Origin of the sequence: Mixta hanseatica (genome assembly GCF_023517775.1) — a bacterium.
In the GTDB taxonomy this organism is placed as follows: domain Bacteria; phylum Pseudomonadota; class Gammaproteobacteria; order Enterobacterales; family Enterobacteriaceae; genus Mixta; species Mixta hanseatica.
This window is the reverse complement of the sequence record NZ_CP082904.1, coordinates 4,056,547-4,071,590: the sequence shown is the minus strand read 5'-3', so window position 1 is coordinate 4,071,590 and position 15,044 is coordinate 4,056,547. Positions and strand designations below refer to the sequence as shown.

Sequence of the window (15,044 nt, the reverse complement as noted above, 5' to 3'; positions counted from 1 at the left end):
CAGGCCTCATTTCAACGTTGCAGTTATTGCAATGCGACGTTGTTAATATATCAATTTAAGCAACAGATTTCCTGTCATATGATGGGGCTATAGAAGGCGAGGCTTTAACCGGCCTTGCGTAAAAAATAACGGTAAACACAACCTCAAAATGGAGTGCCCATGGCTAACTATTTCAACACTTTGAACCTGCGTCAGCAGCTGGCGCAATTAGGTAAATGCCGCTTTATGACGCGCGATGAGTTTGCTGATGAAGCAAGTTACCTGAAAGGGAAAAAAGTCGTCATTGTTGGCTGTGGCGCCCAGGGCCTAAATCAGGGCCTTAATATGCGCGATTCTGGTCTTGATGTCTCTTACGCGCTGCGTGCCGAAGCGATTGCTGAAAAGCGCGCTTCCTGGCGCAAGGCGACCGAAAACGGCTTTAAAGTCGGCACTTATGAGGATCTGATCCCGCAGGCCGATCTGGTGGTTAACCTGACGCCGGACAAACAGCACTCGGCGGTGGTACAGGCCGTACAGCCGCTGATGAAAGATGGCGCGGCGCTGGGATATTCCCACGGTTTTAACATCGTTGAGGTAGGCGAAGAGATCCGTAAAGATATTACCGTGGTGATGGTTGCGCCCAAGTGCCCGGGTACCGAAGTGCGTGAAGAATATAAGCGCGGCTTTGGCGTGCCGACGCTGATTGCGGTGCACCCGGAAAACGATCCGAAAGGCGAAGGTATGGCGATTGCTAAAGCGTGGGCGGCGGCGACCGGCGGTCATCGCGCAGGCGTGCTGGAATCTTCCTTCGTTGCCGAAGTAAAATCTGACCTGATGGGCGAACAGACCATTCTCTGCGGTATGCTGCAGGCCGGTTCGCTGTTGTGCTACGACAAGCTGGTGGCCGACGGTACCGATCCGGCTTACGCTGGCAAGCTGCTGCAGTACGGCTGGGAGACCATCACGGAATCGCTGAAACATGGCGGTATCACACTGATGATGGATCGTCTCTCCAACACCGCTAAGCTGCGTGCCTTTGCCCTTTCTGAGCAGCTGAAAACCATTATGGCGCCGCTGTTCCAAAAGCATATGGATGACATCATTTCCGGTGAGTTCTCTTCCGGCATGATGGCGGATTGGGCGAATGACGATAAAAAACTGCTGGCCTGGCGTGAAGAGACAGGCCAGACCGCATTTGAAAATTCACCGCAGTATGAAGGCAAAATCTCTGAGCAGGAGTATTACGATCGCGGCGTCATTATGGTTGCGATGGTGAAAGCGGGCGTTGAGCTGGCCTTCGAAACCATGGTTGATTCCGGCATTATCGAAGAATCCGCCTATTACGAATCACTGCATGAGTTGCCGCTGATCGCCAATACCATTGCCCGTAAGCGCCTGTATGAAATGAACGTGGTGATTTCTGATACCGCCGAATATGGCAACTATCTGTTTGCCAATGCCGCCGTGCCGCTGCTGAAAGAGTTTATGACCACGCTGCAGGCAGGCGACTTAGGCAAAGAAGTAGCGTCGGCCGCAGTAGATAACGCCCAGTTGCGTGATGTTAACGAAGCGGTGCGTAACCATCCGATTGAGGCGGTAGGCCGCAAGCTGCGTGGTTATATGACCGATATGAAACGTATCAGCGTCGCAGGCTGATTCCTCATGCTCTTTCGGCTTGCCGATGCGCTAGCCGCGTGCGCACGCCCCAGTGACATGGATAACTATGCTGCTGGGGCGGCACTTATTTGCCGCCTTGCTGTAAAACGAAACTCATAGAGGAATTTCTTCAGGCCTGGTTCGATAAGCGAAGCGGCAACAGAAAAAAACCGGTGTATTCAACACCGGTTTTTTATTAGTTGCGGTACAGAACCTTGATAATATGATAGCCGAATTGGGTATGCAGAGGTCCGTAAGGCGTCAGCAAAGGGCAGGAAAAAACGACTTTATCGAAAGCCGGCACCATCGCCCCTTTTTTAAACTCGCCCAGATGACCGCCTTTACGGCCGCTTGGACAGGTCGAGTGTTTTTTCGCCAGTTTTTCAAAGTCCGCGCCCTTTTCCAGCTGCGTCAACAGCTCCTGAGCCAGTTTCTCTTCCTTTACAAGGATATGCATTGCCGCTGCGGTTTTTGCCATGATCGTGCCTTGAGTCGTATGGATACTGCTGGATATACTACCACGCTGTTAGTTAACCCTCCTTTTTTTCACTGAGTACTTCTATGCGTCTGAATCCCAGCCAACAACAAGCCGTCGAATTTGTCACCGGCCCGTGCCTGGTGCTGGCGGGCGCGGGTTCCGGCAAGACGCGCGTCATTACCAATAAAATTGCCCATCTGATTCGCGAGTGCGGCTATCAGGCTCGCCATATCGCGGCGGTCACTTTTACCAATAAAGCCTCACGCGAGATGAAAGAGCGTGTGGCGCAAACCCTGGGCCGTAAGGAAGCGCGCGGACTGATGATCTCCACCTTCCATACGCTGGGGCTGGAAATTATCAAACGTGAATATGCCGCGCTGGGGATGAAATCTAACTTCTCCCTGTTTGACGATCAGGATCAGCTGGCGCTGTTAAAAGATTTAACCGAACAGTGGCTGGAAAATGATAAAAATCTGCTGCAACAGCTGATTTCTACCATTTCTAACTGGAAAAACGATCTGGTCGATCCCGCGCATGCTCAGGCGCGCGCGCAGTCGGAGCGGGATCGTATCTTCGCCCACTGCTATGAATTGTACGATCGCCATCTTAAATCCTGTAATGTGCTGGACTTCGACGATCTTATCCTGTTGCCGACGCTCTTGCTGCAGCGTAACCAGGAGGTACGCGAACGCTGGCAGCAGCGCATTCGTTATCTGCTGGTGGATGAATACCAGGACACTAATACCAGCCAGTACGAGCTGGTAAAACTGTTGGTCGGCGCCCGGGCGCGCTTTACGGTGGTGGGTGACGACGATCAGTCTATCTACTCCTGGCGCGGCGCGCGGCCGCAAAACCTGGTGCTGTTAAAAGAGGATTTCCCGGCGCTGCAGGTCATTAAGCTGGAGCAAAACTACCGTTCAACCGAGCGTATTCTGAAGGCGGCAAATATTTTGATTGCCAATAATCCGCACGTGTTTGAAAAGCGGCTGTTTTCCCAGCTGGGTTATGGCGCTGAGCTAAAAGTGCTGAGTGCTAATCATGAAGATCATGAGGCAGAGCGCGTAACCGGCGAGCTTATTGCGCATCATTTTATTAATAAAACGCAGTACAAAGATTACGCCATCCTTTATCGCGGTAATCATCAGTCGCGCGTATTTGAAAAGATGCTGATGCAAAACCGTATTCCCTACCGGATCTCGGGCGGAACTTCCTTCTTTTCACGGCCGGAGATCAAAGATCTGCTGGCCTATCTGCGGGTGTTGACCAATCCTGACGATGACAGCGCTTTCCTGCGTATTATCAACACGCCGCGTCGTGAAATCGGCCCGGCAACGCTGCAAAAGCTGGGGGAATGGGCTAACCAGCGTAATAAAAGCCTGTTCAGCGCCAGCTTCGATTTAGGGCTGGGCCAAACGCTGACCGGCCGCAGCCTGGAGAATCTCCAGCGCTTTACCGGCTGGCTACAGGAAATTGCCCGGCTGGCGGAGCGGGAGCCGATCAATGCGGTGCGTGATTTAATCCGCGGCATCGACTATGAAAGCTGGCTGTTTGAAACCTCCGCCAGCCCGAAAGCAGCTGAAATGCGCATGAAAAACGTCAATACGCTTTTCCAGTGGATGACGGAGATGCTGGAAGGCAGCGAGCTGGATGAGCCGATGACGCTAACCCAGGTGGTAACCCGCTTTACGCTGCGCGATATGATGGAGCGCGGCGAAAGCGATGAAGAACTGGATCAGGTTCAGCTAATGACGCTACATGCGTCGAAAGGTCTGGAGTTCCCTTATGTTTATCTGGTCGGCATGGAAGAGGGTCTGCTGCCGCATCAGAGCAGCATCGATGAAGATAACATTGAGGAAGAGCGACGGTTGGCCTACGTTGGCATCACCCGCGCGCAGAAAGAATTGACCTTCACGCTGTGCCGTGAGCGTCGGCAATATGGCGAGCTGGTACGCCCGGAGCCGAGCCGTTTTTTACTGGAGCTGCCGCAGGACGATCTACGCTGGGAAACCGAGCGTAAAGTTGTCAGTGCGGAAGAGCGGATGAAAACCGGGCAGAGTCGGGTTGCCGGTTTGCGAGCGATGCTGGATAAAGCGAAAAAAGGGGCTTGATAAAGCCGGGCTGCGCCTGAAAGTGCGCAACCCAACAGGCTAAATCACCGTTAGTGGCCAGTGGACATAAGATTGCCAGCGGCTTTCCTGCTCTAACATTTCCGCGCCGAGCGGGTGATTCTGTAGCCAGCCTGGCGGCAACAGCACCTGCAGCGCCTCATCGTCGCTCTGCAAACGCACCGCCGGCAAGCTGCCGTCACGACGACGGCTGGCGAAAATGACTGCCAGACGCAGCAGCCGACACATCTGTTCTGCCACGCGCGGCGGCACGGCGTTCTGCTGATTGAGCAGCGTCAGGTCGATGCCGTTGCTTTGATTCTGCAACAGCGTGGCCAGCAGTTTTTTCTGGGCAGGCGTAAAGCCAGGCAGATCAAGATGGCGCACCAGGTAAGCGGCATGCTGAGAGGCGAGACGGAAATCAACGCTGAGGCCGATTTCATGGATCAGGCAGGCGCTTTCCAGCAGTTCGCGGCAATACGCATCCAGTTTCCAGTGCGGGCTAACCTGTTGCACAAAGTCCGCTGCCAGCTGACGTACGCGCTCCGCCTGCTCAACGTCAATGATAAAACGACGCTGGATATTGTGGATGGTTCGGCTGCGAATATCGCGATCGACCGGATAGTGCAGCATACCGTACAGCAGGCCTTCACGCAGAGCGCCGCCCGCTAACGTCATGCTTTCAATATTTAATTCTTCAAAGATGGCGATCAGAATAGAAAGCCCGCTGGGGAAAACCAGCGCTCGCTCCAGCGTCAGGCCTTCGATCTCCAACTCTTCAAGCTTACCGCACTTAATCGCGCGCTGCTTAAGCTGCTGTAGCTTATCCAGCGTAATGCGCTCGTCCATGCCCTGCGCCACCATAATTTCCTGCAGCGCCTGTACGGTGCCGGAAGCGCCCACACAAATTTTCCAGCCCTGCTCGCGCAATCGTCCGGCAACCGGCTGAATAATGGCGCGAGCGGCCTGTTCCGCCTGCTCAAAGTTCGCCCTACCTAAATAGCGGTCAGCGAAATAACGCTCCAGCCAGGTGACGCAGCCCATCGACAAACTAAACAACGCCGTGGTTTGCGCGCCGGTGCCGGTCACCAGTTCGGTGCTGCCGCCGCCGATATCCACGACCAGGCGTTCATCAGAGCCGCCGGTAGTATGCGCCACGCCCTGATAAATCAGCCGCGCTTCCTCTTCTCCGCTAATCACGTTGACTAAACAGCCAAGGATCGCTTCCGCCTGCGTGAGGAAATGTTTCGCGTTTGTCGCCAGACGCAACGTTGCGGTTGCCACTACACGAATCTGATCGGCAGGAATATCCTGCAGCTGTTCTGAAAACAGCCTCAGACACTGCAAGCCTCGCTCCATCGCTTCGTCAGAAAGCGCTCCGTCGCCGTTAAGGCCGGCGGCGAGGCGCACTTTACGCTTGATGCGGGCTACGGTCTGAATATTTCCCGCCACCTCGCGCACCACTAACATATGAAAGCTGTTAGAGCCTAAATCAATCGCAGCATAAAGTGACGACGCGCTGAACATGGTGTGATTAGCCTGAACGTTTACGGTTATTGTTACGCGGCGCACCGCTGCGACGGTTGTTGCCCGCTGCACGGCGCGGACCGCTACCCGGACGGTTACGCGTCAGGCGTTTCGGCGGTGGAAGATCGGTCATCAACGCGTCGCTGTTATATTTACTGACCGGAATACCGTGACCGATATACTCTTCGATAGCGGGCAGATTCAGCGCGTACTCTTCACAGGCGAGGCTGATAGAGTGGCCGCTGGCGCCGGCGCGTCCAGTACGACCGATACGGTGAACGTAATCTTCACAATCGTCAGGCAGATCGTAGTTAAAAACGTGCGTTACCGCCGGAATATGCAGGCCGCGCGCGGCGACATCGGTCGCTACCAGAATATCTACGTCGCCGCGGGTAAAATCTTCCAGAATACGCAGGCGTTTTTTCTGCGCTACGTCGCCGGTCAGCAAACCTACACGGTGTCCATCCGCCGCCAGGTGGCCCCAGATATCTTCGCAACGATGCTTGGTATTGGCGAAAATGATGGCGCGATCCGGCCATTCTTCTTCAATCAGCGTTTGCAGCAGGCGCATCTTTTCTTCATTAGAGGGATAGAACAGCTCCTCCTGAATGCGGTGGCCCGTTTTCTGATCTGGCTCGATTTCAATGTGCTCGACGTTGTTCATATGCTCAAACGCCAGCTCGCGAACGCGATAAGAGAGCGTAGCGGAGAACAGCATGCTCAGGCGCTGGTTCGCAGCAGGCATACGGCGGAATAGCCAGCGAATATCTTTAATAAAGCCAAGATCGAACATGCGATCGGCTTCATCCAGCACGACGACCTGGATCGCGCCGAGGTTAATATGGTTCTGTTTGACGTAATCGATCAGGCGGCCGGTGGTGCCAACCAGAATGTCGACGCCTTTTTCCAGTACTTTCAGTTGTTTGTCGTAGCCGTCGCCGCCATAAGCGAGACCCATTTTAAGGCCGGTTGACTGCGCCAGCGGTTCAGCATCGGCATGAATCTGTACGGCCAGTTCGCGAGTCGGCGCCATAATCAGCGCGCGCGGCTGATTAATCTGACGGCCTTCGGCGGCAGGGTGAGAAAGCAGGTAATGGAACGTTGACGTTAAAAACGCCATCGTTTTGCCGGTTCCGGTTTGCGCCTGGCCCGCGACATCGCGCCCTTCAAGTGTAAGGGGCAATGCTAACGCCTGGATGGGCGTACAATTATGGAAGCCTTTCTTTTCAAGGGCTTCGATAACCTGAGGGTGCAGGGCGAAGTCGGAAAACTTCTGTTCGGTTAAGTGTGTTTTGCTCATAGTGTGGTAGAATATCAGCTTACTATTGCTTTACGAAAGCGTATCCGGTGAAATAAAGTCAACCTACGTTGGCAGATTTTACGCCAACCAGCCAGGCATAATCTTGTGGAGTAAGACATGAGCAGCGATAAAATCGTTCATCTAACCGACAAAAGCTTTGAAACCGACGTGCTGAAAGCCGAAGGTTTAACGCTGGTGGACTTCTGGGCAGAATGGTGTGGTCCATGCAAAATGATCGCCCCGATCCTCGACGAAGTAGCAGAAGAGTATGACGGTAAGTTGACCATTGCCAAACTGAATATCGATGAGAACCCGGAAACGGCGCCGAAATACGGTATTCGCGGCATCCCAACGCTGCTGCTGTTTAAAAATGGTGAGGTTGCAGCGACCAAAGTTGGCGCGCTGTCTAAAGGCCAGCTCAAAGAGTTCCTGAACGCGAACCTGAGCTGATTCATTGCCGGCGCTGGCGGTCAGAGTAATTTTTGCCAGACCGCTAGACGCCCGGCATGAAGCGTGCTAAGTTAAATCTACTGCATTACGAACTTACCTGTAGTTTGTTTCCCTTGTTGAACGCTGGCGTTACCTTCGCAGTGCCTCAACAATCTGACGGTTAGCATCACAATTTCCGGTATCTGTTTTCAACCGTCTCCTCGTTTTCAGATCGGCATTCACGCATAAGATCATCGAGCAGACACGGAAACGGAGCCATTAACGGGCATGGACCTTCTTTTGCCATACCATTCACGACAACCTTTTCGAGATATACCCCGAGTTTAAGAACCCACCATTATGAATCTTACCGAACTAAAAAATACGCCGGTTTCAGAGCTGATTACTCTCGGCGAGAACATGGGGCTGGAAAACCTGGCGCGCATGCGCAAACAGGACATCATTTTTGCTATCCTCAAACAACACGCGAAAAGCGGTGAGGATATCTTCGGTGATGGCGTACTGGAGATACTGCAGGACGGATTTGGTTTCCTCCGCTCCGCAGACAGCTCCTACCTCGCCGGTCCCGACGACATCTATGTTTCCCCCAGCCAAATTCGCCGCTTTAACCTTCGCACTGGTGATACCATTTCAGGCAAAATTCGTCCGCCGAAAGAGGGCGAACGTTACTTTGCGCTGCTGAAGGTTAATGAGGTCAACTACGATAAACCGGAAAACGCGCGCAGTAAGATTCTGTTTGAAAACCTGACGCCGCTGCATGCGAACTCACGTTTACGCATGGAGCGCGGTAACGGCTCAACAGAAGACCTGACCGCACGCGTGCTGGATCTCGCCTCACCGATTGGCCGCGGCCAACGTGGTTTGATTGTGGCTCCGCCGAAAGCGGGTAAAACCATGCTGCTGCAGAATATCGCGCAGAGCATCGCCTACAACCATCCTGATTGCGTGCTGATGGTGCTGCTGATTGACGAACGTCCGGAAGAAGTTACCGAGATGCAGCGTCTGGTTAAAGGTGAAGTCGTCGCTTCTACCTTTGATGAGCCGGCATCCCGTCACGTTCAGGTTGCGGAAATGGTGATCGAAAAGGCCAAGCGTCTGGTTGAGCATAAAAAAGACGTTATTATCCTGCTCGACTCCATCACTCGTCTGGCGCGTGCTTACAACACCGTGGTGCCGGCTTCAGGTAAAGTTCTGACCGGTGGTGTGGATGCCAACGCCCTGCATCGTCCGAAACGCTTCTTTGGTGCGGCACGTAACGTGGAAGAGGGCGGCAGCCTGACCATTATCGCCACCGCGCTGGTAGATACCGGTTCGAAAATGGACGAAGTGATTTACGAAGAGTTTAAAGGCACCGGTAACATGGAGCTGCATCTCGCGCGTAAAATTGCTGAAAAACGCGTCTTCCCGGCGATCGACTATAACCGTTCGGGTACGCGTAAAGAAGAACTGCTCACATCTCAGGAAGAGCTGCAGAAAATGTGGATCCTGCGCAAAATTATTCACCCGATGGGTGAAATCGACGCTATGGAATTCCTCATTAATAAGTTGGCGATGACCAAGACCAACGATGAATTCTTCGACATGATGAAACGTTCATAATTTCTGAGCCTCGGGCCTGAGTTAGTTAAGGGCCCTTTACCGCGCTAAGAAAACTCGGGTAACGCCACGCTCAGACGTGGCGTTTTTTATTTTTGGGCTATAGGATAAAGCGACTGTCGGACGTCACCGGTCGCTAAGTGTAATAAAGGCAGGCCTTTTTGCTTAAATAACCAGCGGTCGTGCGGCCAAATCGCGTTATTAAGACGTCAGTCAGGGTGGCAGGCATAATTATTGCTTATATTTACCCGGTGTCTTAGCTGAGAGCTGTTAATGTGAATTTACTCACCATGAGTACCGAGCTTGGTCTAATTTTTTTGTTTTCACTGGCATTTCTGTTTTTTGCCCGGAAAGCAGCGAAAAAAGTCGGCCTGGTCGACCGGCCAAACTACCGTAAGCGTCATCAGGGGTTGATACCGCTGGTCGGCGGTATCTCCGTTTATGCGGGCATCTGCTTCACTTTCTTTATTACCAACTATTATTTGCCGCACGCGATTCTTTATCTGCTCTGCGCTGGCGTATTGGTATTGGTCGGCGCGCTGGATGACCGCTTTGATATTAGCGTTAAAATTCGTGCGGTAGTGCAGGCGGCGATCGCGATAGTCATGATGGTGGTGGGCAAACTCTATTTGCTGAGCCTGGGCTATATTATCGGGCCGATGGAGCTGGTTGTCGGACCGTTTGGCTACGTGCTGACGCTGTTTGCCGTTTGGGCGGCGATTAACGCCTTCAATATGGTGGACGGCATTGATGGCCTGTTGGGTGGTTTGTCCTGTGTGACCTTTGGCGCGATGGGCATCATCCTCTTTTTCGACGGGCAGCACAGCCTGGCGATGTGGTGCTTTGCCATGATTGCCGCCACGCTTCCCTATATCCTGCTTAACCTCGGCGTTTTCGGTAAACGCTACAAAGTCTTTATGGGCGATGCGGGCAGTACGCTCATCGGCTTTTCCATTATCTGGATCCTGCTGGAAACCACCCAGGGGGTGACGCATCCCATTACGCCGGTTACGGCGCTGTGGCTTATTGCCATTCCGCTGATGGATATGGTGGCGATTATGTATCGTCGCCTGCGTAAGGGAATGAGCCCTTTCTCTGCCGATCGTCAGCATATTCATCATTTGATCATGCGCGCCGGTTTTACTTCACGACAGGCGTTTGTGCTGATTACGCTGGCCGCTGCGCTGCTGGCTGGCGTCGGCGTATTGGGTGAATATCTGGCTTTTATTCCCGAATGGGTAATGCTGCTGCTGTTTCTGCTGGCTTTCATCCTCTACGGCTACTGCATCAAGCGCGCCTGGCGCGTTGCCCGCATGATCAAACGCCTCAAGCGCCGCCTGCGTCGCGCAAATAAAAATAAGCAATTGGGCTAAGCGCCCTTTGGACAAGGATAACCTGCATATGACCTCTGACTTCGTGGATAACGAATTGGATATTCGTGGCCTGTTTTGCGCGCTGTGGCGCGGTAAACGCTGGATTATCGGAATGGCGCTGCTGGGCATGCTGCTGGCCTGGATCTGGTCGCTGCTGGTTAAACAGGAGTGGAGCACCACGGCGATAACCGATCGTCCCACGGTGAATATGATTGGCGGCTACTACTCGCAGCAGCAATTCTTGCGCAACCTGGATATCCGTAACGGCGCTGCCGCGCTGGCGGTGCCGCAGCCTTCGGTGATGGACAATGCCTACCAGGAATTTATTATGCAACTCTCTTCATGGGACACGCGTCGCGAATTCTGGTTGCAAACCGATTACTATAAGCACCGCAAAGTCGGCAATGTCCATAAAGATGCCGCGCTGCTGGACGAGATGGTCAGCAATATTCAATTTAGCCCGGCGGACAGCGCGAAAAACCTGAGCGATAGCGTCCGGTTGGTGGCGGAAACCGCAGTGGATGCTAACAACCTGCTGCGTCAGTATGTCGCCTTTGCCAGCGAGCGAGCGGCGCGTCATTTAAATCAGGAACTGACGGCGGCCTGGGCGGCGCGCACCGTTCAGCTGAAAGCGCAGGTTCAACGGCAGGAAAAGGTTGCGAATGCCGTTTATCAGCGGCAGCTCCACAGCGTCGAACAGGCACTCAGGATTGCGCAGCAGCAGGGGATCGACCAGGCGAAAACCAGTACGCCGTCAGAGCAACTGCCCGATTCAGAACTCTTTTTATTGGGCAGGCCAATGCTGCAGGCGCGCCTGGAAAACCTGCAGGCAAATGGGCCAACCTACGATCTGGACTATGATCAAAATCGGGCAATGCTCGATACGTTGAACGTCGGGCCTACGCTTGACCAGAAATTCCAGACTTACCGCTATTTGCGCACGCCGGAAGAGCCGGTGAAGCGTGACAGTCCACGCCGGACACTTGTCATGATCATATGGGGCGCAATGGGTGCGTTGGTCGGTGCAGGCGTTGCCCTTACCCGCCGTCCTCGTGCCTGATACGCGCGTTACAGGTGTCGCTGTGACTGACACGGCTAACGAACGAAGAGAAAAACAGTGAAAGTACTTACCGTTTTTGGCACGAGGCCGGAAGCTATTAAAATGGCGCCGCTGGTGCATGCGCTGGCGCATGATGACGCCTTTGATGCCCGCCTGTGTGTAACGGCCCAGCATCGTGAGATGCTCGATCAGGTTCTGCACCTTTTTGCGCTTACGCCGGACTACGATCTGGATATTATGCGCCCGGAGCAGGGGTTGACGGAAATTACCAGCCGCATACTGGAAGGGCTGAAAGGTGTATTTTCCTCGTTCCGTCCAGATGTGGTACTGGTTCATGGTGATACTACCACGACGTTGGCAGCCAGCCTGGCGGCGTTTTATCATCGCATCCCGGTGGGACACGTTGAGGCGGGTTTGCGTACCGGCAATCTCTATTCTCCCTGGCCGGAGGAAGCGAATCGCAAGCTGACCGGGCATCTGGCTACGTGGCACTTTACACCAACCGAATACTCCCGACGGAACCTGCTGCGCGAAAACTTGCCGGATAGCCAGATATTCGTCACCGGCAACACGGTGATCGATGCGCTGTTCTGGGTGCGCGATCGCATTCTTTCCGATCGCCAGCACGATGCGAGCCTGGCGGCGCGTTACCCTTTTCTGGATGCGACGAAAAAGTTGATTCTGGTCACCGGACATCGCCGTGAAAGTTTTGGCGATGGCTTTGAGCGTATCTGCAGCGCGCTGGCGACGCTGGCGCGGCAGCATCCTGATATTCAGATTGTTTATCCGGTACACCTGAATCCTAATGTTAGCGAGCCGGTTAAACGTATCCTGAGCGGCATCGACAATATTATCCTTATTGAGCCGCAAGAATATTTGCCCTTTGTCTGGTTGATGAATCGCGCGTGGTTAATTCTGACCGATTCCGGCGGTATTCAGGAAGAAGCGCCATCGCTGGGTAAACCCGTGCTGGTAATGCGTGAAACCACAGAGCGCCCGGAGGCGATTGACGCCGGAACGGTGCGCCTGGTGGGAACCAGCGAAGAAAAAATTGTGGCAGAGGTTACCCGTCTGCTCACCCATGAAGACGCCTGGCAGGCAATGAGCCATGCGCATAATCCGTATGGCGATGGTCATGCCTGCGCCCGCATTCTGCAGGCGCTAAAAAATCACAGAGTAACATTATGAGTTTTAAAACAATTTCGGTTATTGGACTCGGCTATATCGGGCTGCCTACCGCCGCCGCGTTTGCATCGCGCCAGCAGCATGTCGTGGGAATTGATATTAATGCGCGGGCGGTCGAAACCATTAACCGTGGCGAAATTCATATCGTCGAGCCCGATCTGGATACGGTGGTCAGGCAGGCGGTACAGGATGGCTTTCTTCGCGCCGCCACGCAGCCGGAGGCGGCCGATGCGTTTCTGATCGCCGTTCCTACGCCGTTTAAAGGCGATCATCAACCTGATATGCGCTATGTGCAGGCGGCGGCGCTGTCGCTGGCGCCGGTATTGAAGCCGGGCGATTTAGTCATTCTGGAATCAACATCGCCGGTTGGCGCAACGGAACAGATGGCGCATTGGCTGGCCGAAGCGCGCCCGGATTTGACGTTCCCGCAACAGCAGCCGGAGCGCCCTGATATTCATATCGCCTACTGCCCTGAAAGGGTATTGCCCGGCCAGGTGATGGTTGAGCTGATTAAAAATGATCGCGTTATTGGTGGTATGACGCCAGCCTGTTCTGAGCGCGCCAGCGAGCTGTACCGCATTTTTCTGGAAGGCGAATGCGTGGTAACCCATGCCCGCACCGCTGAAATGTGTAAGCTAACGGAAAATAGCTTCCGTGACGTCAATATTGCCTTTGCGAACGAACTGTCGCTGATTTGCGCGCAGCAGGGCATCAACGTGTGGGAACTGATCGCGTTGGCTAACCGCCATCCGCGCGTCAATATTCTGCAACCGGGGCCGGGCGTCGGCGGTCACTGCATTGCGGTCGATCCCTGGTTTATTGTGGCGCAAAACCCTGAGCTGGCGCGTCTTATCCGCACCGCACGTGAAGTGAATGACGCCAAGCCGCACTGGGTGCTGGATCAGGTTAAAGCAGCGGTGGCTGACTGCCTGAGCGAGAGCGGTAAGCGCGCCAGTGAATTAACCATCGCCTGCTTTGGCCTGGCGTTTAAACCTAATATCGACGATCTGCGTGAAAGCCCGGCAATGGAAGTGGCGCATCTGGTCGCTTCCTGGCATAGCGGCACCACCTGGGTGGTGGAGCCTAATGTGCAGCAGATCCCGGCGGCGCTGTCTGACGAGGCGACGCTGGTCTCGCTGGAGCAGGCGCTTGTCGGCGCTGACGTATTGGTGATGCTGGTCGATCATCACGCCTTTAAAGCGGTGAGCGGCGAGCAGGTCGCCCAGCGTTGGGTCGTGGATACCAAAGGAGTATGGCGATGAAACAATTTCTGGTTACCGGCGGCGCGGGTTTTATCGGTTCGGCGGTGGTACGCCATCTTATTCAACAGACGGAACACCGGGTGGTGGTGGTCGATAAGCTGACCTATGCCGGTAATCTTTCGTCACTGGCGCCGGTTGCCGAGAGCGATCGCTTCGCCTTTGAGAAGGTAGATATCTGCGATCGCGCCGAACTGGATCGCCTGATGGCGCACTATCAGCCGGACTGCATTATGCACCTGGCGGCGGAAAGCCACGTCGACCGTTCAATCGACAGCTCCTGGCCGTTTATGGAAACTAATATTATCGGCACCTGGCAGATGCTGGAAGCGGCGCGTCATTACTGGCGCAGCCTGCCCGCTGAAAAACAGGCGGCGTTTATTTTCCACCATATCTCTACGGATGAAGTGTTTGGCGATCTGCACGGCAGCGATGATTTCTTTACCGAAACCACCCCTTACGCGCCCAGCAGCCCTTACTCTGCCAGCAAAGCCAGCAGCGATCATCTGGTACGCGCCTGGATGCGCACCTACGGTCTGCCGGTTATTGTCACCAACTGCTCCAACAACTACGGGCCGTATCATTTTCCCGAAAAGCTGATTCCGCTGATGATTATCAACGCGCTGGCAGGCAAACCGCTGCCGGTGTATGGCGACGGCGGACAGATCCGCGACTGGCTGTATGTGGAAGATCATGCGCGGGCGCTGGTCACCGTGGTGAGCAAGGGCAAAGCCGGAGAGACCTATAACATTGGCGGTCATAACGAACAGCGCAATATCGACGTGGTAGAGACGCTGTGCGATCTGCTGGAAGAACTGGCGCCGGCCAAACCGGCGGGCATTGCCCACTTCCGCGATTTGATTACCTTTGTCACCGATCGTCCTGGCCACGATCAGCGCTATGCCATCGATGCCGGTAAAATCGAGCGCGAGCTGGGCTGGCGCCCGCAGGAGACATTTGCAAGCGGCCTGCGTAAAACGGTGCAGTGGTATTTAAGTCATGAGAGCTGGTGGCGCAGCATTCTTGATGGCAGCTATCAGGGCGAGCGGCTCGGGCTTTCTTCCTCTCACTGAGGC

12 protein-coding genes are annotated in these 15,044 nt (G+C 54.4%); 9 read left to right on the top strand and 3 right to left on the bottom strand.

What is annotated here, in order from left to right:
* The first annotated feature begins 159 nt into the window (after nt 1-159).
* Nucleotides 160-1,635: a ketol-acid reductoisomerase gene (gene ilvC, locus K6958_RS19295; RefSeq protein WP_249892599.1), complete on the top strand. Its 1,476-nt coding sequence runs from the start codon at nt 160-162 to the stop codon at nt 1,633-1,635.
* A 196-nt stretch (nt 1,636-1,831) separates the two neighbouring features.
* On the opposite strand, the gene ppiC is transcribed toward ilvC, so the two are convergent.
* Nucleotides 1,832-2,113: a peptidylprolyl isomerase PpiC gene (gene ppiC, locus K6958_RS19290; protein ID WP_249892598.1), complete on the bottom strand. Its 282-nt coding sequence runs from the start codon at nt 2,111-2,113 to the stop codon at nt 1,832-1,834.
* A gap of 83 nt (nt 2,114-2,196) precedes the next feature.
* On the opposite strand from ppiC, the gene rep reads away from it, so the two are divergent.
* A complete protein-coding gene (rep, locus tag K6958_RS19285; RefSeq protein ID WP_249892597.1) occupies nt 2,197-4,221 on the top strand; it encodes a DNA helicase Rep in 2,025 nt (674 codons plus the stop codon).
* Between the two features lie 39 nt (nt 4,222-4,260).
* Here rep and gppA read toward each other — a convergent pair whose 3' ends face one another.
* Both gppA and rhlB read right to left on the bottom strand, forming a co-directional pair.
* Nucleotides 4,261-5,745 (bottom strand): guanosine-5'-triphosphate,3'-diphosphate diphosphatase, encoded by a 1,485-nt coding sequence (gppA, locus tag K6958_RS19280; protein ID WP_249892596.1) that lies wholly within the window; start codon nt 5,743-5,745, stop codon nt 4,261-4,263.
* 7 nt (nt 5,746-5,752) lie between these two features.
* Nucleotides 5,753-7,045: an ATP-dependent RNA helicase RhlB gene (rhlB, locus tag K6958_RS19275; protein WP_249892595.1), complete on the bottom strand. Its 1,293-nt coding sequence runs from the start codon at nt 7,043-7,045 to the stop codon at nt 5,753-5,755.
* Between the two features lie 117 nt (nt 7,046-7,162).
* On the opposite strand from rhlB, the gene trxA reads away from it, so the two are divergent.
* From trxA to rfbB, 7 genes are all read left to right on the top strand, one after another.
* Nucleotides 7,163-7,495 carry a thioredoxin TrxA gene (gene trxA / locus K6958_RS19270; protein ID WP_038628985.1) on the top strand — a complete coding sequence of 111 codons (333 nt, stop codon included), beginning with the start codon at nt 7,163-7,165 and terminating at the stop codon, nt 7,493-7,495.
* Between the two features lie 339 nt (nt 7,496-7,834).
* Nucleotides 7,835-9,094, top strand: coding sequence for a transcription termination factor Rho (rho, locus tag K6958_RS19265; RefSeq protein ID WP_038628983.1), 1,260 nt, complete (start codon nt 7,835-7,837; stop codon nt 9,092-9,094).
* A 287-nt stretch (nt 9,095-9,381) separates the two neighbouring features.
* Nucleotides 9,382-10,464: a UDP-N-acetylglucosamine--undecaprenyl-phosphate N-acetylglucosaminephosphotransferase gene (wecA, locus tag K6958_RS19260; protein ID WP_249892594.1), complete on the top strand. Its 1,083-nt coding sequence runs from the start codon at nt 9,382-9,384 to the stop codon at nt 10,462-10,464.
* Between the two features lie 28 nt (nt 10,465-10,492).
* Nucleotides 10,493-11,524 (top strand): ECA polysaccharide chain length modulation protein, encoded by a 1,032-nt coding sequence (wzzE, locus tag K6958_RS19255; protein WP_249892593.1) that lies wholly within the window; start codon nt 10,493-10,495, stop codon nt 11,522-11,524.
* 57 nt (nt 11,525-11,581) lie between these two features.
* A complete protein-coding gene (gene wecB / locus K6958_RS19250; protein WP_277614711.1) occupies nt 11,582-12,712 on the top strand; it encodes a non-hydrolyzing UDP-N-acetylglucosamine 2-epimerase in 1,131 nt (376 codons plus the stop codon).
* A complete protein-coding gene (wecC, locus tag K6958_RS19245) occupies nt 12,709-13,971 on the top strand; it encodes a UDP-N-acetyl-D-mannosamine dehydrogenase (RefSeq protein ID WP_249892592.1) in 1,263 nt (420 codons plus the stop codon). Before wecB ends, wecC begins: the two co-directional genes overlap by 4 nt.
* A complete protein-coding gene (gene rfbB, locus K6958_RS19240; RefSeq protein WP_249892591.1) occupies nt 13,968-15,041 on the top strand; it encodes a dTDP-glucose 4,6-dehydratase in 1,074 nt (357 codons plus the stop codon). Before wecC ends, rfbB begins: the two co-directional genes overlap by 4 nt.
* The last annotated feature ends 3 nt before the right edge of the window (nt 15,042-15,044 follow it).

Coding starts and splice junctions, on each gene's coding strand:
- ilvC (WP_249892599.1), top strand. CDS start 160: ATGGCTAACTATTTCAACACTTTGAACCTGCGTCAGCAGCTGGCGCAA.
- ppiC (WP_249892598.1), bottom strand. CDS start 2,113: ATGGCAAAAACCGCAGCGGCAATGCATATCCTTGTAAAGGAAGAGAAA.
- rep (WP_249892597.1), top strand. CDS start 2,197: ATGCGTCTGAATCCCAGCCAACAACAAGCCGTCGAATTTGTCACCGGC.
- gppA (WP_249892596.1), bottom strand. CDS start 5,745: ATGTTCAGCGCGTCGTCACTTTATGCTGCGATTGATTTAGGCTCTAAC.
- rhlB (WP_249892595.1), bottom strand. CDS start 7,045: ATGAGCAAAACACACTTAACCGAACAGAAGTTTTCCGACTTCGCCCTG.
- trxA (WP_038628985.1), top strand. CDS start 7,163: ATGAGCAGCGATAAAATCGTTCATCTAACCGACAAAAGCTTTGAAACC.
- rho (WP_038628983.1), top strand. CDS start 7,835: ATGAATCTTACCGAACTAAAAAATACGCCGGTTTCAGAGCTGATTACT.
- wecA (WP_249892594.1), top strand. CDS start 9,382: ATGAGTACCGAGCTTGGTCTAATTTTTTTGTTTTCACTGGCATTTCTG.
- wzzE (WP_249892593.1), top strand. CDS start 10,493: ATGACCTCTGACTTCGTGGATAACGAATTGGATATTCGTGGCCTGTTT.
- wecC (WP_249892592.1), top strand. CDS start 12,709: ATGAGTTTTAAAACAATTTCGGTTATTGGACTCGGCTATATCGGGCTG.
- rfbB (WP_249892591.1), top strand. CDS start 13,968: ATGAAACAATTTCTGGTTACCGGCGGCGCGGGTTTTATCGGTTCGGCG.